This window comes from Streptomyces kaniharaensis (assembly GCF_009569385.1).
Classification (GTDB): domain Bacteria; phylum Actinomycetota; class Actinomycetes; order Streptomycetales; family Streptomycetaceae; genus Kitasatospora; species Kitasatospora kaniharaensis.
Genome location: NZ_WBOF01000001.1, coordinates 2,970,695 through 2,987,657, shown reverse-complemented (window position 1 = coordinate 2,987,657; position 16,963 = coordinate 2,970,695). Strand labels below are relative to the sequence as shown.

The following is a 16,963-nucleotide window of genomic DNA, read 5'->3' as shown; positions in this document are numbered from 1 at the left end:
CGGTTCCGTCAGGCCTCGTGCCGGTCCGCGTTGGCGAGGATGGCGTCGTGCAGCCACTGCGCGAGGCCCGGGGTGAGGTTCTCGTACGTGGTCGTCCACCGCGGGTCGGAGACGTACAGCCCGGCCAGGCCGCGGTGGATGGTGTAGGTGCAGTCGTAGAAGTTCTGGCAGATGTGCTGCCGGTGCTCCTCGGCGAGGTCCATGGCGACGGCGCCGTCGGCGGGCTCGCCGGCGGTGAGCGCCTCGACCAGGCTGGTGTTGAGGGCGGTCATCTCGGTCTGGATCCGCTGCCAGTCGGCCTTGGTGTAGGAGCCGGCGCGGCGCTGCGACTCGGCCCAGGCCTCGGTGTCGCCCCAGCGCTGCTCGGCCTCCTGCTCCCACTCCTCCTTGTAGTCCTCGCCGAAGATCTCGAACTTCTCTTCCGGGGTCAGCTGAATGCCCATTCTCCGTGCCTCCATGGCGTGTTCGACGGCCGTGGCGAGGTCCTGGAGGTGCTTGATCCGGTCGGTCAGCAGCCGGTGCTGCCGCCGGAGGTGCTCGCTCGGGCTGACCGAGTCGTCGTCCAGGATCGCCGCGATCTCTTCCAGGGGGAACCCGAGTTCGCGGTAGAACAGGATCTGCTGCAGCCGGTCGAGATCGGCGTCCACGTACCGGCGGTAGCCGGCCCGGGTGCGGCCCGCGGGGGACAGCAGGCCGATCTCGTCGTAGTGGTGCAGGGTGCGGACGGTCACCTTGGCGATCTTCGCCACGGCGCCGACCGAGTATCCGTCGCTGCTCATGCGGGGGTGCTCCCTTCGTGCTGACGTCCACGCTCGTCTCTCACGCCGCGTGAGGGTCAAGCCGCTTCGAAGGAATCCCGCACGACGCGCGCGACCTGGTGACCCAGCCGGGCGTCCAGCTCGACGTCCGGCGCTCGGCCCGCTAGTTCCCGGTGCCGACGAGCACGCGCTCGCGCCGCCGGCGGGGCCGGCCGCGGCCGCTGCCCGGGTCGTCGGACGAGGGGCGCGGGCGGCGGGTCTGCTGGGTGGGCCAGAGCAGCACGTAGGCCGCCGAAATGACGACGAAGGCGAGCCGGACGAAGCCGCGCCCCGCGTCGGACGGTATGAACAGCGTGCCGCCGTACAGCGCGGCCAGCGCGATCCAGCTCCACCACGGCACCAGCCGCTTCTGCCCGACCGCGTCCCAGAGCAGGGTGCCGAGCAGGATCGAGGCGGTGTAGTACGTGTAGACGCTGGGGTCGAGCAGGACCCGGGCGTCCGCGCCGAGCAGCACGACGGCCGGCCAGCGGCCCCGCCAGACCGCGATGCTGCCGAGGCCGATGCCGAGCGCGAACTGGGTCGGCCGGTCCCACCAGGGGGTGGACGGGTCGGTCACGCCGAACCAGCGCAGCGAGGAGGCGGGCTGGTTGGGGATGGTGAACTTGGCGGCGGCGAGGGTGTCCAGGTTGCCGAGGTAGAACGGCAGCCAGGCGATCGCCACCAGCCCGGCGAACCAGAGCGCGGTGCGCAGCCAGGCGGTTCGGGGCAGGGCGAGGATCAGCGGGGCGAAGGCGATCGCCCAGGGCTTGGAGTCCACCGCCAGCGCCAGGAAGAGGGCCACCTGGGTGGGCTTGCCGCGGGCGAGCGCGTGCGCGGCCAGGGTGGTGAAGAACAGCGCCAGCACGTCGTCGAGGTGCGCGAAGCGGACCGAGACCTCGACCCACATCGGGATGAACGCCAGCCCGGCTATCAGCAGGCGCTGCTGGAGCCGGCGGTGGTTGGTGCCGGTGCCGAGGTAGTACAGGGCGGCGGTGCGGCCGACCAGGACCAGCATCACCAGGCCGAGCGCGGACATCACCGCCTCGGCCACCAGCTGGCCGGTGTGCGGCGAGAACGGGGCGGTGAGCCGGGCGGCGGCCAGGCTCACCGGGCCGATCTGCAGCTCGGGGTGGCGGGCATAGAGCGCGAGCCCGCCGTCGGGCTGGCTGCTGAAGAGCAGCTGCTCACCCTGGCGCAGGTAGTGCCAGGAGAAGCCCCCGCTGGGCTCGACCAGGAAGAACCAGAGCACCGTCCAGGCAACCAGCAGAACGTGGTGCCTGCGGAGCGGGAGACCCGCGATCCGCCCGGTGTCGGCCTCGTAGTCGGTGGTCGTCCGTGCCGTGCGTGCTCCCCGCACCTGTCCCTCTCCCCGCCGGTTCCGCCCCCCTCCGGCCGGACATCCTATGTGACGGAGAAGTACCTTCCGCGCCGCCCGGGTGTCCGTCGGGTGGACGGCCGGGCGGCGCGGCGGTACTCAAGCGGTCCTGTCCTGCCGGTGCGGCAGGACGGCCGGGGTCAGCCCTGCTGGGCCGACTTGCGGCGGCGCAGCACGACGAGGGTGCCGACGCCGGCCACCAGGACGGCGCCACCGGTGGCGGCGATCGCGGTGGTGTGGTCGCCGCCACCGGTGGCGGCGAGGGCCTTGTCGGTGTTGTCGGCGGCGGCCTTGGCCTTGGTGACGCCGGCCTGGGTGATCTTCGGCGGGGTGACGGTCGGGACGGTCACCGGGAAGTCGATCGGCTGCTGGGCATCGGTGCTGCTCCCGGACGGGGCCGGGGCGGCGGTCGAGGCGGACGCGGTCGGCGAGGCGGTCGGCGCGCCGGTGGTCGGGGCCGGGGCGGTCGCGGTGGCCGTGGCGGTCGCCGTCGCCGTGGCGGTGGAGGTGGACGTCGCGGTCGCCGTGGCGGTGGAGGTGGCGGTGGCCGTCGGCGACGCGGTGGCGGTCGGCGAGTGGGTGGCCGTCGGCGAGGTGGTCGCGGTCGGGCTCGGCTTGCCGGTGTGGGTGGGGCTGGCGGTCGGGCTGGTCGTCGGGCTCGCCTTCTTGATGGTGAAGCCGGCGCCGCGGATGCCCTCGCAGCTGAAGGTGCCGTTGTTGACCGGCAGGTGGGTGTTGTCGTCGAGCTCGGCGGCGTACACCACCGGGACGACACCGGCCTTGCCGAGCGGGGCGTCCGCGGTGAAGGAGACCCGGACCTTGATCGTGAGGCTCTTGCCCCGGTTCACGACCAGCAGGGAGTCGTCGGTGACGTTGCCGTCCGGCCCGATGGAACCGAGCAGGGTCAGGACGCCGCCGTCGTCGCCGTCGCCGCCGGGCGCGACCACACCGGTCTGCCACTTCTCGCCGGGCAGCTGGTACTCGACCTTCAGGTCCTTGCCCTTGAGCGAGGCCGCCTTGTTCTTGAACTTGAGCAGCGGGTAGAAGGCGTCGTCGTGCTTGCTCGGGTTGTTGATCTTGTAGGTGAACTCGCGGGCCTCGCCGCCGGCGATGAAGGTGTCCGGCACCCCGTGCACCGAGAGGTCGAGGGTCTGGGCCGCAGCCTTGTCGGCCTGCGACGGGGCGGTGGACGGGGAGGCGGTGGCACCGACGGCGGCAGCGCCCTGGGCACCGGCGAGCACCATCGAGGACGCGAGCGCGGCGGCGCCGGCAAGGGCAAGAGTGCGACGTATGGACAAGGGAGACCTCACGGGAGAGTCCGGGCGCGGCCCGGAGGCGCGGCGGGCACGGCTCGTTCGCACCGCATACCCCCCGCGAAGTTTGAAAGTCGGACGGAGACTACCGAACGATCCGGCCACTTCGAAAGGCAGGTGTCACGCGCTGTCCCGTCCAGCCGGAATGCCTGCCCGAATCGTCCAACTCCGTCCCCCGGCAAGGCATTTGACCTTTGCCAAATGATGACCGGAGAGTGACGGGTACACGCCCAGAGGACCGTACCGCACGGGCCTGTCTGGCGTGAATCCGACGGTCGCCGGAACAGGCAACCGGTCGACCGAGCCGGCCCGGTTGATCAAGCCCGGTCGCCCGGCTTGATCAACCGGGCCGGTCAGCCGGCGAAGAAGGACTTGGCGGCGACCATCGCCCGCTCGTCGCTGAGCACGTCCCCCGGCCGGGTGCCGTTGCCGAGCAGCGCGCCGCCCCAGCGCATGCCCATGTAGTCGGCCGTCAGCCGGAGCGTGCCGATCAACGGGTCGGCCGTCTCGTCCTCGCCGGCCAGGGCGGTGACGGCCCATATCGTGCCGCCGTTCATCCCCGCCCGGAAGTCCACGCCGGGCACCCGGAACCAGGCCGACCAGTAGTCGAGGTACAGCTTCGCGCTGGTCGGCAGCGAGTACCAGTACAGCGGCGCGACGAAGACCACGTCGGTGGCGGCCAACGTCGCGTCCAGCAGCGTCCGTTCGTTGCCGACGGGCTCGGGGTAGCGGCCGTCCCCGGTGTGGCGCAGGTCCGCGAACGGCGGCAGCGGGTGCTCGCTCAGCCGCAGCCAGCGCTGCTCCGCCCCGGGCGGCAGGCTCGCCTCGGCGGCCAACCGGGCGAGTTGCTCGGAGTTCCCGTCGGTGCGCGAACTCGCGGTGAGGAACAGGAAACTGCGCGGCACGTCGGTGCCGGCCGGCTGATCGGCCATCGGTACTCCCCCGGTCATGTCATGCGGACGACGGTGCGAGCGCATGATCCGGGCCGGTTATTCCCGGGGCGGCCGGTCCGGATCGGCGGGCGGAACCGGCCGGTCCGCCCACAGCCGCACCGGATCGCCGAGGACGGGGTGCGTGCGCAGCCCGTGGTCCGCCAGCCCGAGCTTCTGGACGACCGCACGGGACTGCGCGTTGTGGTCGTCCACCCAGGCCGCCACCAGCCGCTCCGGCGCGTGCCGGTGGGCGGCGTCGAGGGCGGCCCGGGAGAGCTCGGTGGCGTAGCCGTGGCCCCAGTGGGCCGGATCGAACCGGTAGTAGAGGTTCCAGTAGCCGGAGGCGTCCTGGTACGAGGCGCCGCCGATGCCGATCACCGGGCCGCCGGCGCCCAGCCGGGCCGTCCAGTAGCCCATGCCGTCGGACTCCCAGACGTCGACGGCCCGTTCGATCCAGGCCCGGGTGGTCGCCTCATCCAGGTGCCGGCCCTCGGGCAGATGCGACCAGGTGCGCGGATCGTGGTTGATCGCGTGGAGCGGTGCGAGGTCGGCGAGGCGGACGGCGCGCAGTTCCAGCCGGTCGGTGCGGACCAGCCAGGGCGCGCCGCAACGGTCGTCGTTCGTGAGCGTCACGCCCGGATGGCAGGCGGAACGCGCCGCGGCGGGCACGTGGTTGTCGCGCGCGGACCGCTCAGTCGGGCAGGCCCGCCCTGCGGCGGGCGACGGCCGCGACGGCGGCCCAGTCCTTGTCGCCGTCCCCGTGCGCGAGCGCGTCCAGGAAGGCGTCCCGCAGGACACCGCCGAACGGGAGGGGGACGGTCGAGGCGGCCCCGGCGTCCAGTGCGAGGCCGACGTCCTTGAGTCCCAGCGGCAACCTGAACCCGGCCGGTTCGTAGCGGCGTTCGGCCACCATCGCGCCGTAGCCCGTGTAGACCGGCCCGGGGAAGAGGGTGGCGGTGAGCAGTTCGATCAGGTCGGTCGGGCGGACGCCGTTGGCCTCGGCCAGGCTGCACGCCTCGGCCATCGACTCGATCGCGCAGGCCAGCAGGAAGTTGGCGCCGATCTTGGCGGTGTTGGCCTGGCGCGGACGGTCGCCGAAGTGCCAGGTGCGCTGCCCCATCGCGGCGAACAGCGGCTCGGCGCGGGCCAGAAGGGCCGGCTCGCCCGCGGCCAGGATGTTCAGCTGCCCGGCGGCGGCGACCGGGGGCCGGCCGAGGACGGGCGCCGCGACGTAGCCGATGCCGTGCTCGGCGTGCGCGGCCTCGGCGCGCCCGGCGAGCGCGAGGGAGACGGTGGCCATGTTGACGTGCAGGGTCGCCGCCGCGCCCGCCAGCAGGGCGCGGTCGAGCACCAGCCGCTCGACCGTCTCGTCGTCGGCGAGCATGGACACCACGGTGTCGGCGGCGAACACCTCGGCGAGCGTGCCGGCCGGCTCGGCGCCCCGGGCCGCCAGGGCGGCCACCGGCTCGGGTGAACGGTTCCAGACCCGTACGACGTGGCCGGCCCGCAGCAGGCTGTCGGCCATGCCCCGGCCCATCGCGCCCAGCCCCACGAAGCCGATCGTCCCGGTCATCGCGCACTCCTGTCGCCGCAGCCGTCCGCATCGTTTGGACGACTGTACGTCAGGCGGATTCCACTCCTGCGGAGTTCACGCGCAGGGCGGCTGCGGCGTCGCGGAGTTCACGCGCAGGCGCGCTCCGGCAGCCGCGTCCGGCCGCGCTCCAGCTCGATGGCCACCCGGTGGCGCAGCAGCACGTACTGGGCGTGCAGCCTGCCGGGGCGGGCCGGGCGGGCGACCGGGCGGCCGGGGCCGACCAGCTCGTCCGGCCCGAACTGCTCGTGGGTGAGGTCGATCTCGATGCCGGCGGCGGAGCGGTTCCACCAGTGCAGGTCCGTCCGGACACCGCCGGCGCGCACCTCGCCCATCATCAGCTCGCCGCCGAGCAGGTCGTGCACCACCATCGCCGTCACGCCGGCCTGGCCGCGGGCGGGATTGTCGGGACGCCAGTGGGCCAGGTCCTCGGGCGCACAGGTGTCGACACCCCAGGAGGAGCGGATCGCACGTTCGATGTCGTTGAGGGTCCACGCCGTCATACCGGGAAGCCTGCCACGCGCCACTGACACCGGCACCGGCTTTCCACCGGACCGCCCTGTGTGCTGCGGCAACCTTCTCGATCTTCACTCGAACGAGCAACTCCTCCGGCACGCCCTTCCGGTCTCCGTACGGCTCGGCGACGCCCGCCCCGTACACCGGCGGCGGGACGGGCGGACGTGCTGAAGGCCTTGCGCTGGGCCGACTCCGGCGACTGCGGGCCCGTGCTGGCCGGCCTTGGCCGCCGCGTCCAGGGTGGCCTGGGCGGCGCGGGTGGCGGCGTCGATGGTCTGGCGCAGGGGCTCGGCAACCGGGAGATCGCCCGCGCGCTGTTCATCAGCGAAGCCACCGGGAAGACCCATCTGGGCCGGATCTACGACAAGTTGGGTGTCGACACCCGGGCCGGCGCGGTGGCCGTGGCCAAGGAGCGCCGCTGCTGCGCTGAGCGCTCGCCCGGTGCCGCTCCGTACTGCCGGGATGCTCGGAATGTCGGATTCCAGGCCACTCGTGCCCGGTGCCCGCGCCCCTCGTGCGCGCTCTTCACACCCCCTGCACGCTCTGAGGCGCCCTGACGCACCCACAAATACCTGGTGGCGCACCCCCGAGCCTCCTGCCACGATTGTGGATGTTTCGTGGATCCGGCTATTGACAAACCAACCACGCGGTTTGTTAGCGTGGTGACCAACGACGTCCCCGGGGGAGGGGGCTCGCCGGAGCCTGTGCGGACCGCTCTCGCCGGAGGGTGCAGCCAGGGGGGAACGGCGGGCGGCCGGGGAGTCGGGGGGAGCGGCAATGCCGAAGCCGCGCGACGAGGCGGCGCGGAGCGAGTCGGGGGACTGGCTCCGCGCCTCCCCCGCCGGTCGCCCGCCCGTCACGCCATCGCGCTCCAGTAGGGACAGCACACGTGCGGCAGCGACGGGCGACCACAGCCGGCCACACCCTGCACGTACGGCAGCCGCTCCGAGCGGGCCGCCCCCGGCGAGCTCGCCGTCAGCCCTACCTCACCCAAGTCTCCAACGTGCAAGGCGAGTTGGTAGCCATCAGGGGTCTCGGCGGCCACCCCCGGCAGCCGCCGACCGGCGTTCACCGAGGTGATCGTCCAGCCGCGCCGCCGCCAGTACCCGCCCACCGCGCCGACCAGCGCTCCGCGCCGGGCCTCCGAGACGATGGTGAGGAAGTCCCGCCCCCGGGTGACGTACCAGCGCGGGTCCACACCCTCCCCCGGCAACGGCAGCCGAGTGCCCTCGCGAGGTAACGCGCTCCGCCAGACCGGCGCCGGGCTGATGGCGTCCACCGTGTCCTGGAGCAGCGTCTCGCAGCGTGCCGCAGCGTCGAGTTGATCGATCGTCGCCTCGACAGCCGGCCACTCGGACACCGGATCCGGCGCACAGCCGGGGCAGCCCGCCGGGCATCCGACGTTCAGTTCGGCACCACCTGACAGCACAGGGCACTCCGTACTCCTCCCGGTGTTCAACCCGGGCAGGGATTCCGTCACTCCTCCGACGGCGAGCATGCGGGATCAGTTCCACCCCTGCCGTTCCCGCGAAACCAAAGTGCACTGCACGGTGCAGTTGAATCACTAATCTGCACCGTGTAGTTTACTTCTCGTTGCGAGGGACGGCGGGGCGATCAGGCCCCCACCGCCCCATCCCAACCACCACCATCCGGAAGGACCCGCCATGCCCACCATCACCGTCGGCCCCGCCCGCATCCCCTACCGCGTCGTCGGCGACGGCCCCGACACCCTCGTCCTGGTCCACGGCACCGGCCCCGGCTCCGGCATGTGGGACGCCCTGCTGGACTCCTTCACCGACCGCTACACCGTCCTGCTGCCCGACCTCTCCGGCAGCGAGGCCGCCGAGGACGACGGTGCCGAGCTGACCGTCGAAACCCTCGCCGCCCAGGTCAACGCCGTCATCGAGGACGCCGGCCGCGGCCCCGCCGACGTCGTCGGCTTCTCGCTCGGCGCGGTCGTCGCCACCGCTGCCGCCGCCCTGCGCCCGGACCTGGTGCGCCGCCTCGTCGCCGCCGCCGGGTGGATCAGCGCGGACCAGGACGAGTACCTGCGCGTCTCGTTCCACACGTGGCTGTCGCTCGCCGACAACCCCGCCGCCTTCGGCCGCTACGCCACTCTCACCGCCTTCAGCCGCGGCTTCCTCAACCGGATCGGCCGCACCGCGGTCGAGGCCAACACCGCCTACATGCAGCCGACTTCCGGCACCCTGCGGCACATCGCCCTCGACCTCGGCCTGGACATCAGCGCCCTGCTCCCCGGCGTCCAGGCCCCGACCCTGGTGATCGGCTGCACCCAGGACGCCACCGTCCCGGTGGAGAACACCCGCCGGCTGCACGCGGCCATCGCCGGCAGCGAGTACGCCGAGTTCGACACCGGGCACATCGTGCTCGCCGAGGAGACCGAGGCGTTCACCCGGACCGTCCGCGACTTCCTCACCGCCGCCTGACCGGGCCGGCCCGCCCGCGACCGCGGGAATCCCCGGGAGGGCTCGCGGCCCGAGCACCGGATGCGAGAGACTGCCCGAACAGCCGCCACGCAATCGCCGCGGGAAAGACCGTTCATGACGACTCCTCCGCCCCCGTTCGACGCTCCGGGCCAGCCCCCCGTCCCGCCGCCCCCGGCGGCGCCCCCGGGCATGCCGGCCCAGCCGCCGGCCTCGGGCGCCCCGGTCTACGGCTACCCCCACCCCACCTCCGACTACGGCTACCCGCCGGCCGCCCTGCCGGTCCCGGCCGCCGGAGGGTACGGCTACCCGGAGCCGGCCGCGGGCGGTTACGGCTACCCGGAGGCGGTCGGTTCCGCCCCGGGCCAGCCGCTGGTGACCATCGGCGACATCGCCGTGACCAGCACCGGCATCATCACCCCGGCCGGCCCCATCCCACTGCGCGGCGCGGTCTGGACGGCCACCGACCTCTCCCGCACCGAGGAGCGGATCGCCCCGGCCGGGATCGTGCTGGCGATCATCTTCTTTTTCTTCTGCCTCATCGGCCTGCTCTTCCTGCTGATGAAGGAGCGCCGCACCGTCGGCCACGTCCAGATCACCGTCTCGGGCGCCGGCCGCTACCACACCACCTCCGTCCCGGTCAGCTCGCCGAACCAGGTGATGGACCTGATGAACCGGGTCAACTACGCGCGCGGCCTGAGCATGTGACCCGACGACGGAAGCGGCGAACGCCCGCGGGAAGCCGCAGTCACCCCGACTGCGGCTTCCCGCTTTTCCGACGTTTCCCCTTCCATCGGCGACCACCCGCAGAGCACATCGCGGCCCGACTGGCAAGACCCGCACCAGAACGTCCGATTCCCGCACGCCCAGCACAAAAGCGAATTGACTCGACATCATCGTGCGAGGGGAGATGGATGCGTTCGCCGGCGCTTCGCACACGAGCGCGATCAGAAACGGCAAGGAGACGATCATGCGCATACTTCTCACCGGCCCGGCCGCGGCCGGCCACCTGTTCCCGATGGTGCCCACCGCCCAAGCCCTGCGCGCCGCCGGGCACGACATCCTGTTCGCCGCCTCGCTGCCGATGGACCAGATCCGGTCCGCCGGCTTCCCACTCGTCGAGATCGGCGACGGTCGCGAGATGTGGGAGCTCTTCTCGGAGGCCAACGGTGGGCAGCTCCGCTACGACGGCGGCGGCCTGCCCCAGAACGAGATCTTCGACATGGCCGCCCGCGCCTTCGCCCACGCCGCCCGTCCCACCGTGGACGGCCTGCTGGACGTCGCCTCCGACTGGGGCGCCGACCTGCTCGTGCACGCCGCCTTCCAGCCCGCGGCCCCGCTGGTGTCGGCCAAGCTCAAGATCCCGTCGGTGCTGCACAACTACGGCATCCCGACCGGCCGCGACATGGTGGCCCGCCTCGCCGCCAACTTCACCGACGTCTACGAGCGGCACGGCGTGGCCGGCCCGGCCGAGTCCACCGCGCTGAACATCGGCCCGATCGGCGGCGACCCGGACGGCCTGCGGATGCGCTACCTGCCCTACAACGGCGGTGGCGTCGTGCCGTCCGAGTTCCTCCGCCCTGCCGACCGCCCCCGCGTCCTGATCACCCTCGGCACGGTCGTCACCACGGTCAACGGCGTCAGCGCCGTCGCCCGGCTCGTCGAGGCGGCGGCCGCCGTCGACGCGGAGTTCCTGCTCGCCGTCTCCGACGCCGACCTCGCCCCGCTCGGCACCCTGCCCGACAACGTCCGCCCGCTGCCCTGGGTGCCGCTCGCCGAGCTGGTCCGCCACGCGGACGCCGTGATCCACCACGGCGGCGCGGGCACCACGCTCACCACCCTCCAGGCCGGCATCCCCCAGCTGCTGCTCCCCCAGGGCGCCGACAACTACGCCGTCGCCGACGCCCTCACCGCCGCCGGCATCGCCCTGCGCTCCACCTCCGAGACCGTCGACGCCGAGGTCCTGACCCGTCTCCTGACCGACCCCGACCTCCGCGCCGCCGCAGCCCGCGTCCAGGCCGAGAACACCGCCCTCCCCACCCCCGCCGCCTTCGTCCCCACCCTAGAAGCCCTCGCGACCAACCCCCGCTGAGGCCACCCGAACCACCCGAAGAACCAGAAAGCCGCAGGTCAGAAGACCTGCGGCTTTCTCGCTCCGGCGCGGGCGACGAGAATCGAACTCGCCCCCGCCGTCTCTCGCTCCCAGGACGCCGGAATCATCCGGCGCCGCCCTCTGCCACCCACTCACCCGGTCGGTGGCCCGCGCCCCGGCGCCGACCACCGACCGTGGGCGCCCGGCTGCCCATTCGGTTCCCTGCGTGTGATGCGTCACACTGGCCAACCTGGCGTGGGATCCCCCCGGTTACAGCAGGTGTGGGACCGACGAGAGAAGAAGTGCAAGTCGTACATGGACGAAATGACCGGCGGCTGGGCCACTTTCGAGGAGTTCGCGGCCACGTGCGGACCGAGGCTGCTGCGTTCGGCATGGCGGCTGACCGGCGATCAGTACCTGGCCGAGGACCTGTTGCAGACCGCCCTGGCGCGAACCTGGCCGAAGTGGAGCCGGATCGCCGTCGAGCAGCCCGAGGCGTACGTCCGCCGCACCATGGTCAACATCCATGTGAACTGGTGGCGGCGGTCCTGGCGGCGCGAGCTGCCGCACGCCAAGGTGCCGGATCCCCCGGCCGCCCCGGACCGCTACAGCGAGGTAGACGGCGAGCTCGAACTAGCTCTGCTGCTGAGGCATTTGCCCAAGCGGCAGCGAGCCGTGGTGGTGCTGCGCTACCTGGAGGACCTGAGCGTGGAGGAGACCGCCGCGATCCTCGCCTGCTCGACGGGAACGGTCAAGAGCCAGGCGTTCAGGGCGCTGCGCACGCTGCGCGACCGGCTGCCGGACCATGCCCTGGCAGCGCACACGGCGGGCAGGTGACCTGATGAGCACGCCCGATGACGACCTCGTCGACGGCGAACTGGCCGCGGTCGTCGAGTACCTGCGACGACGTGTGGCGGCCGAAGGCACCCCGGTGCTGCCGGCGGCCGAGGACCGGATGCCGCAGGTTCGGCGGCGGATCCGCCGTGCCCGTCGGATCCGGGTGGCCGCGCTGGCCACGCCGGTACTCGCACTCGCCGTGGCCGCCGCCACGCTGCTGCCCGGCTCTCCACGGAACACCGGTCCGGCGGCCGACGTCCCGGCCGCCACGACCGGGCCCGTGTCGAGCCCGCAGCCCAGCCCGTCTGCCGACACCACGACGCGTCCGCTCGAACTGCACGGGTGGACGATCAGCCACCTCGGCAAGATGCCGGTCGCCGCGGTGCCGGTCACCTGGCACGTGCTGCGGCGGCCCGAACCAGGGCACGAGGGCGAGTACCAGGGCGCGTACGTCACCTCGGTAGCCAGCGGCGGCGAGGGCGCAGGCCCCTGCCACGGACCGCTCAGCGGAAACGACACGGCTGACTGCATGCCTGCCGTCAGCCTGCCGAAGGGAGGGGTGCTGGTGTTCTGGGCGGGCGTCTACCGAGAGATCATCGTGCCCACCGGCCCGCAGCCGGTCACCCCGAGCAGTCAGTGCCGCGCGATCGGCGGCACCCAGGCGATCGAGGAGTACATCCCTCTCCCGCCCGTGCGGGGAAACTTCGTACGCGCCTATGCCTGCCTCGCCTCCCCGGACCAGAGCCTCGTCAACGAGACGACCGCCGTGCTGAGTTCGACCCACCTGCTGGACGTGCCGGTCAGCCCGACCGCGTCAGGCCGTTGAGCCACTGCCGCAGGCACGGCCTCCGTCCCGGGATCACCTCCAGACCAGCCACTGGTTCGGCGACCAGCAGCTGGACTTCCGCCCGGCCGAGTACTGGAAGCCGGGCACCAGGGTCACCATCCACTACCGGCTGAAGAGCGTCGAAGTCTCCCCCGGCGTCTACGGCGACGTCGACAAGGACGAGCCGTTCGCCATCGGCCGCTCCCAGGTCTCCACCGCCGACTCCGGCACCCACCAGATGACGGTCGTCCGGGACGGCCAGAGCCACACCGTGCCGGCCACCCTCGGCGACGAGAAGAACCCGTCCTGGAACGGCGTGATGGTGATCATGTCCAAGGAGAACGTCGTCGACATGGACTCGCAGACCGTCGGCCTCGGTAACGCGTACAGGATCCCGGACGTCCGGCACGCGATGCGGCTGACCACCAAGGGCACCTACGTCCACGGCAACTACTGGGCCAGGGCGAACCCGTTCGGCAGGGACAACACCAGCCACGGCTGCGTCGCACTGCAGGACGAGAAGGGCGGCAGCGACACCTCGCCCGCCGGCACGTTCTTCAAGGACTCGCTGATCAGCGACGTCGTCAAGATCGTGAACTCGAAGGGGCAGACCGTCGCCCCCGACAACGGGCTGGGCGGCTGGAATCTCGACTGGACGAAGTGGTAGTCACCACCACCCGGACGACCGTCCGATACGACCGGCCCGAATCGGTCCGGACACGCGAAAGCCGCAGGTCGCTGACCTGCGGCTTTCGGTATGGAGCGGGCGACGAGAATCGAACTCGCGCTCTAAGCTTGGGAAGCTCATGTTCTACCATTAAACTACGCCCGCCTGACGAGCCGTCAACGACCGCTCGACCGCCTTCACTGTACCCCATCCGTGACTCCGGTTGCACGGGTGGCCGGGAGACGTGGCGGAGCCGGGCGGGGTGGGGTGAGGGGCGTACTGTTTGGGCCGCGTGAGAGTGCTCCGCCGGGTGGGGTCGGGGCGGCGAGCCATGGGGTGGAATGTCCGGAACATCCCCTAATGTGACGCTGCCCCGAGGCTCGGGCCGTCGGGGCGCGACGACCACGGGTGAGTACTGGGTTAGGGATGGGAAGGGGATCGATGGAGCAGCGCGCCGTCGTTCGTTGTGCCGAGGGGCACCTGTTCAGCACCACCACGTTCCCGATGCAGAACCTCGGACCCGGCCGGCTGGGGCCCGGCCGGCTGATCCGCTGTCCGCAGTGTGGACGGCTGAGGAGCTCGGTGCTGGCCGACGTGCAGGAGCTGTCGGCGCCGCAACTGGCCCGGGCGATGCGGCTGGAGGCCGCGGAGTTCCTGGCCTGACGGCCGATGCGAGGACGACAGGGGCCCCGGGCGGATTCGTCCGGGGACCCGTCGTGCACGTAACCTCGAAGCGTGCTGCTCTCTGACAAGGACATCCGGACCGAGATCGACCTGGGCCGGGTCGTGATCGACCCGTTCGACCCCGCGATGATCCAGCCCTCCAGTATCGACGTGCGCCTCGACCGCTTCTTCCGCGTGTTCGAGAACCACCGGTACCCGCACATCGACCCCTCCGAGGAGCAGCCGGACCTCACCCGGCTGGTCGAGCCCGATGGCGACGAGGCGTTCATCCTGCACCCGGGCGAGTTCGTGCTGGCCTCGACGTACGAGGTCATCACGCTGCCCGAGGACGTGGCCTCCCGGCTGGAGGGCAAGTCGAGCCTGGGCCGGCTGGGCCTGCTGACGCACTCCACGGCCGGCTTCATCGACCCCGGCTTCAGCGGCCACGTGACGCTGGAGCTGTCGAACGTCGCGACCCTGCCGATCAAGCTGTACCCGGGCATGAAGATCGGGCAGCTCTGCCTGTTCCGGCTCTCCTCGCCGTCGGAGCACCCGTACGGATCGGAGCGCTACGGCTCGCGCTACCAGGGCCAGCGCGGCCCGACGCCGTCGCGCTCGTACCTGAACTTCCACCGCACCCGGGTCTGACCGCAGCAGAGCGCACGCACGACGGGCGGCCGCCCCTCCCCGGAGACGGAGGAGGGGCGGCCGCCCTCGGCGTTCTCAGGCCCGCCGTACTCAGGCAGGTCTGTCCTCAGGCCCGCCGTTCTCAGGCCCGCTTCGGGCGGGTCACGGCGACCAGCTCGGTGCCGTCGTCGGAGAGCCGCAGCTCGGTGCGGAGCTCGGCCAGCTCGCCGAGGTGGTGCAGGTGGGTGCCGCCGCAGAAGATCTGCGCGCTGCCCTCGGGCAGCTCGCAGTGCCACTGGCGGCGGGCGGTGAGCTCGGGGCCGGGGACCTCGATGCGGACCGGGGCGTCGGCGGCGACCCAGGCGGCCAGCTGCGCGTTGACGGCCTCGGTGAGGGCGGCCAGGGCGTCGGCGAGGGCCGGGAGGTCCTCGGTGGCGTCGACCGTGAAGCCCTTCTTCTTGAGCGACTTGCCGAGGCGGTAGGTGTCGGTGCTGGCCTCGGTGTCCATCACCGAGGTGGCCATCGCGAGGCTGTCGAAGTCGGGGTGGCCGAAGGCGTCGGAGCGGCCCGGGTCCTTGCGCCAGCGCGGGGCGAGCGCGGCGTTCAGGGCGAGGGCGAGCAGGTGGCAGCCGCTGTGCGAGGCGCTGAGGGCGGCCCGGCGGCCAGCGTCGACGGCGAGCACCGCGGTGCGGCCGACGAGGGCGGCGAGCTCGTCGGCGTCGCCCTCGACCACGTGCAGGACCAGCCAGGACCACTCCTCGTCGCCGCGCCGCACCGGGATGTCGGCGCCGGCCAGCGGGGCGCCGCCGTCCGGGCCGACCGCGCCGGTCAGGCAGTCGACGACAGCCAGCTCGGTGCCGTCCACGGTGAGGGTGCCGAGGTCGGCGGGCTGGTCGGGCCAGGTGTGGTCGAGCGGGTGGAACGGGGTGGCCTCGGTGACGACGGCGCAGCGGCCGTCCGCCAGCGGGTGCACCGCGAGCACCGGGGACTCCCCGGTCACCGCCCCGGCCGGGAAGCTGACGTGGGTGGTGGGGAGGGTCATACCTGGCTCCGGTGGATGTCGACCAAAAAGAGGGTGGACGGGCCCCGCCGAGCGGGACCCGTCCACCATTCTGCCGTCCGGCGCCCGGCCCGAGGCCGGCCGCTCGATCAGCCCGGGCTCGGCAGCTCGATCAGCCCAGGGTGGGCAGCTTGATCAGCACCAGCAGCGCGAGCAGTTGGAGTGCCGCGGCGGCGGCCGCCTTGCCCCAGGGCAGGTCGTGCAGCCGCCGGACCATCGTGGTCAGCAGGAACGCGCAGAGCGCCCAGGTGGCCCAGCCGACGGCCTGGACGACCGCGCTGCCGGACGGCAGCACCAGGGCGAACAGCAGCCGCGGCGCGTCCGTCAGCCAGCCGATCAGCGCGGCGAGGCCGACGGTGGACTTCCAGGGGCCGTCCCCGCCGAGCTGGCGGGCGAGCGCGTAGGTGACCGCGCCGAAGATCGCGCCGGTGACGGTGAAGCCGAGGGCGGCGGCGAGCATGCCGGTCAGTGCGACGGTGAAGGTCGAGTTGACGATGTCGTCGTGGGTCAGGCCGATGCCGAGCACCGCGAGCGCGCCGTAGAGGAGGGAGACGGTCAGGGCGGGCAGCCAGACCTGGTGGTCGCGGGTGCGGTCGAAGGTCGCGGCCGGGGCGCGGACGATGCCGATCAGCAGCTCGCGCCAGTGCGGGCGCGGTCCGGAGACGTGCGGGGCGGACTGGCCGCCGGCCCGGTAGACGGCGACGTTGTCCTGGCCGTACGGCGGCTGCTGGTGGCCCCCCTGCGGGTAGCCGCCGGCGTCGTAGTAGCCCTGCCCGTCGTACCCCTGCCCGTCGTACCCCGGCTGTTGGTACCCCTGGTACGGCGGCTCCGCCGCGTACGGGTCGCCGCCGGTCGGGAAGGCCCGGGTGTTCCCCGGCCGGTCGGCGGCGTACGGGTCGTAACCGGCCGAGCCACCGCCCGCCCCCGGGTGCGGGGCCGTGAAGTACTCCGGCCCGTCCGTCTGCCCGTGTCCCCCGGGCGCCCCCGCCGGCGGCGGAGAGGCCGACCACCTGCCGTGGGGGTCGGCGCCCTGACCGCTGTCGTATCGATTACCAGCCACGTTCCGAAGGTACCCGTCCGGCTGACTCCGCGTCGGCCCCGGGCGGTGCCGGGGCCGGTTTGCAGCGAGCCTGAGACGAACGGGTCCGGAACCCGCGTCCCGGGCGGGCGGCGCTACCGCTGCGCGGTGACCGTCGGCCCGTGCACCGCGGCCGCCGCCGAGG

At 72.5% G+C, this 16,963-nt stretch carries 18 protein-coding genes, 1 tRNA gene and 1 pseudogene; 9 read left to right on the top strand and 11 right to left on the bottom strand.

Annotated elements, in window-relative coordinates; all coding sequences use genetic code 11:
* Positions 1-8: 8 nt before the first annotated feature.
* The 7 genes from F7Q99_RS13670 to F7Q99_RS13640 form a co-directional block, all read right to left on the bottom strand.
* Positions 9-779, bottom strand: coding sequence for a MerR family transcriptional regulator (locus F7Q99_RS13670; protein WP_153461514.1), 771 nt, complete (start codon positions 777-779; stop codon positions 9-11).
* Between the two features lie 142 nt (positions 780-921).
* Positions 922-2,154, bottom strand: a complete 1,233-nt coding sequence (locus F7Q99_RS13665; RefSeq protein WP_407697780.1) for a hypothetical protein — start codon at positions 2,152-2,154, stop codon at positions 922-924.
* A gap of 158 nt (positions 2,155-2,312) precedes the next feature.
* Positions 2,313-3,470 (bottom strand): LPXTG cell wall anchor domain-containing protein, encoded by a 1,158-nt coding sequence (locus tag F7Q99_RS13660; protein WP_153461512.1) that lies wholly within the window; start codon positions 3,468-3,470, stop codon positions 2,313-2,315.
* A gap of 368 nt (positions 3,471-3,838) precedes the next feature.
* Complete coding sequence (locus F7Q99_RS13655; RefSeq protein WP_326847201.1) at positions 3,839-4,390, bottom strand: flavodoxin family protein; 552 nt, start codon at positions 4,388-4,390, stop codon at positions 3,839-3,841.
* An 84-nt stretch (positions 4,391-4,474) separates the two neighbouring features.
* Positions 4,475-5,050 carry a GNAT family N-acetyltransferase gene (locus tag F7Q99_RS13650; protein WP_153461509.1) on the bottom strand — a complete coding sequence of 192 codons (576 nt, stop codon included), beginning with the start codon at positions 5,048-5,050 and terminating at the stop codon, positions 4,475-4,477.
* A gap of 58 nt (positions 5,051-5,108) precedes the next feature.
* The gene (locus tag F7Q99_RS13645) at positions 5,109-5,990 is read right to left on the bottom strand and encodes an NAD(P)-dependent oxidoreductase (RefSeq protein ID WP_153461507.1); all 882 of its coding nucleotides are present in this window, start codon (positions 5,988-5,990) and stop codon (positions 5,109-5,111) included.
* 107 nt (positions 5,991-6,097) lie between these two features.
* Positions 6,098-6,511 carry a YunG family protein gene (locus F7Q99_RS13640; protein ID WP_153461505.1) on the bottom strand — a complete coding sequence of 138 codons (414 nt, stop codon included), beginning with the start codon at positions 6,509-6,511 and terminating at the stop codon, positions 6,098-6,100.
* Positions 6,512-6,799: 288 nt separating this feature from the next.
* On the opposite strand from F7Q99_RS13640, the pseudogene F7Q99_RS13635 reads away from it, so the two are divergent.
* Positions 6,800-6,943, top strand: a pseudogene (locus tag F7Q99_RS13635) (response regulator transcription factor); the annotation flags it as partial.
* A gap of 437 nt (positions 6,944-7,380) precedes the next feature.
* Here the strand turns inward: F7Q99_RS13635 and F7Q99_RS13630 are convergent.
* Positions 7,381-7,884, bottom strand: a complete 504-nt coding sequence (locus tag F7Q99_RS13630; RefSeq protein ID WP_153461503.1) for a hypothetical protein — start codon at positions 7,882-7,884, stop codon at positions 7,381-7,383.
* A gap of 304 nt (positions 7,885-8,188) precedes the next feature.
* Between F7Q99_RS13630 and F7Q99_RS13625 the strand changes: the two genes are divergently transcribed.
* From F7Q99_RS13625 to F7Q99_RS42555, 6 genes are all read left to right on the top strand, one after another.
* Complete coding sequence (locus F7Q99_RS13625; protein WP_153461501.1) at positions 8,189-8,971, top strand: alpha/beta fold hydrolase; 783 nt, start codon at positions 8,189-8,191, stop codon at positions 8,969-8,971.
* Between the two features lie 114 nt (positions 8,972-9,085).
* On the top strand, positions 9,086-9,676 hold the full coding sequence (locus tag F7Q99_RS13620; RefSeq protein ID WP_153461500.1) for a hypothetical protein: 591 nt from the start codon (positions 9,086-9,088) through the stop codon (positions 9,674-9,676).
* Between the two features lie 262 nt (positions 9,677-9,938).
* Positions 9,939-11,060, top strand: coding sequence for a nucleotide disphospho-sugar-binding domain-containing protein (locus F7Q99_RS13615; protein ID WP_153461499.1), 1,122 nt, complete (start codon positions 9,939-9,941; stop codon positions 11,058-11,060).
* Between the two features lie 324 nt (positions 11,061-11,384).
* Entirely contained in the window at positions 11,385-11,897 is a 513-nt protein-coding gene (locus F7Q99_RS13610; protein ID WP_153466149.1) for a SigE family RNA polymerase sigma factor, read from the top strand.
* A 4-nt stretch (positions 11,898-11,901) separates the two neighbouring features.
* On the top strand, positions 11,902-12,723 hold the full coding sequence (locus F7Q99_RS13605; protein ID WP_153461498.1) for a hypothetical protein: 822 nt from the start codon (positions 11,902-11,904) through the stop codon (positions 12,721-12,723).
* Between the two features lie 4 nt (positions 12,724-12,727).
* The gene (locus tag F7Q99_RS42555; protein WP_153461497.1) at positions 12,728-13,390 is read left to right on the top strand and encodes a L,D-transpeptidase; all 663 of its coding nucleotides are present in this window, start codon (positions 12,728-12,730) and stop codon (positions 13,388-13,390) included.
* A 91-nt stretch (positions 13,391-13,481) separates the two neighbouring features.
* Here F7Q99_RS42555 and F7Q99_RS13595 read toward each other — a convergent pair.
* Positions 13,482-13,555 (bottom strand) — tRNA-Gly (locus tag F7Q99_RS13595).
* A gap of 276 nt (positions 13,556-13,831) precedes the next feature.
* Here F7Q99_RS13595 and F7Q99_RS13590 point away from each other — a divergent pair.
* Together F7Q99_RS13590 and dcd are read left to right on the top strand one after the other, a co-directional pair.
* Positions 13,832-14,053, top strand: a complete 222-nt coding sequence (locus F7Q99_RS13590; protein WP_153461495.1) for a hypothetical protein — start codon at positions 13,832-13,834, stop codon at positions 14,051-14,053.
* A 72-nt stretch (positions 14,054-14,125) separates the two neighbouring features.
* Entirely contained in the window at positions 14,126-14,701 is a 576-nt protein-coding gene (gene dcd / locus F7Q99_RS13585) for a dCTP deaminase (RefSeq protein WP_326846628.1), read from the top strand.
* Positions 14,702-14,822: 121 nt separating this feature from the next.
* Here dcd and F7Q99_RS13580 read toward each other — a convergent pair whose 3' ends face one another.
* Both F7Q99_RS13580 and F7Q99_RS43125 read right to left on the bottom strand, forming a co-directional pair.
* The gene (locus tag F7Q99_RS13580) at positions 14,823-15,722 is read right to left on the bottom strand and encodes an alanyl-tRNA editing protein (protein WP_153461493.1); all 900 of its coding nucleotides are present in this window, start codon (positions 15,720-15,722) and stop codon (positions 14,823-14,825) included.
* 130 nt (positions 15,723-15,852) lie between these two features.
* The gene (locus F7Q99_RS43125; RefSeq protein ID WP_326846627.1) at positions 15,853-16,800 is read right to left on the bottom strand and encodes a YIP1 family protein; all 948 of its coding nucleotides are present in this window, start codon (positions 16,798-16,800) and stop codon (positions 15,853-15,855) included.
* Positions 16,801-16,963: the final 163 nt, after the last annotated feature.

Excerpts from the sequence above, each read along its gene's own strand:
- F7Q99_RS13670 (WP_153461514.1), bottom strand. The coding sequence starts at position 779 with ATGAGCAGCGACGGATACTCGGTCGGCGCCGTGGCGAAGATCGCCAAG.
- F7Q99_RS13645 (WP_153461507.1), bottom strand. The coding sequence starts at position 5,990 with ATGACCGGGACGATCGGCTTCGTGGGGCTGGGCGCGATGGGCCGGGGC.
- F7Q99_RS13640 (WP_153461505.1), bottom strand. The coding sequence starts at position 6,511 with ATGACGGCGTGGACCCTCAACGACATCGAACGTGCGATCCGCTCCTCC.
- F7Q99_RS13625 (WP_153461501.1), top strand. The coding sequence starts at position 8,189 with ATGCCCACCATCACCGTCGGCCCCGCCCGCATCCCCTACCGCGTCGTC.
- F7Q99_RS13620 (WP_153461500.1), top strand. The coding sequence starts at position 9,086 with ATGACGACTCCTCCGCCCCCGTTCGACGCTCCGGGCCAGCCCCCCGTC.
- F7Q99_RS13615 (WP_153461499.1), top strand. The coding sequence starts at position 9,939 with ATGCGCATACTTCTCACCGGCCCGGCCGCGGCCGGCCACCTGTTCCCG.
- F7Q99_RS13610 (WP_153466149.1), top strand. The coding sequence starts at position 11,385 with ATGACCGGCGGCTGGGCCACTTTCGAGGAGTTCGCGGCCACGTGCGGA.
- F7Q99_RS13605 (WP_153461498.1), top strand. The coding sequence starts at position 11,902 with ATGAGCACGCCCGATGACGACCTCGTCGACGGCGAACTGGCCGCGGTC.
- F7Q99_RS13590 (WP_153461495.1), top strand. The coding sequence starts at position 13,832 with ATGGAGCAGCGCGCCGTCGTTCGTTGTGCCGAGGGGCACCTGTTCAGC.
- F7Q99_RS13580 (WP_153461493.1), bottom strand. The coding sequence starts at position 15,722 with ATGACCCTCCCCACCACCCACGTCAGCTTCCCGGCCGGGGCGGTGACC.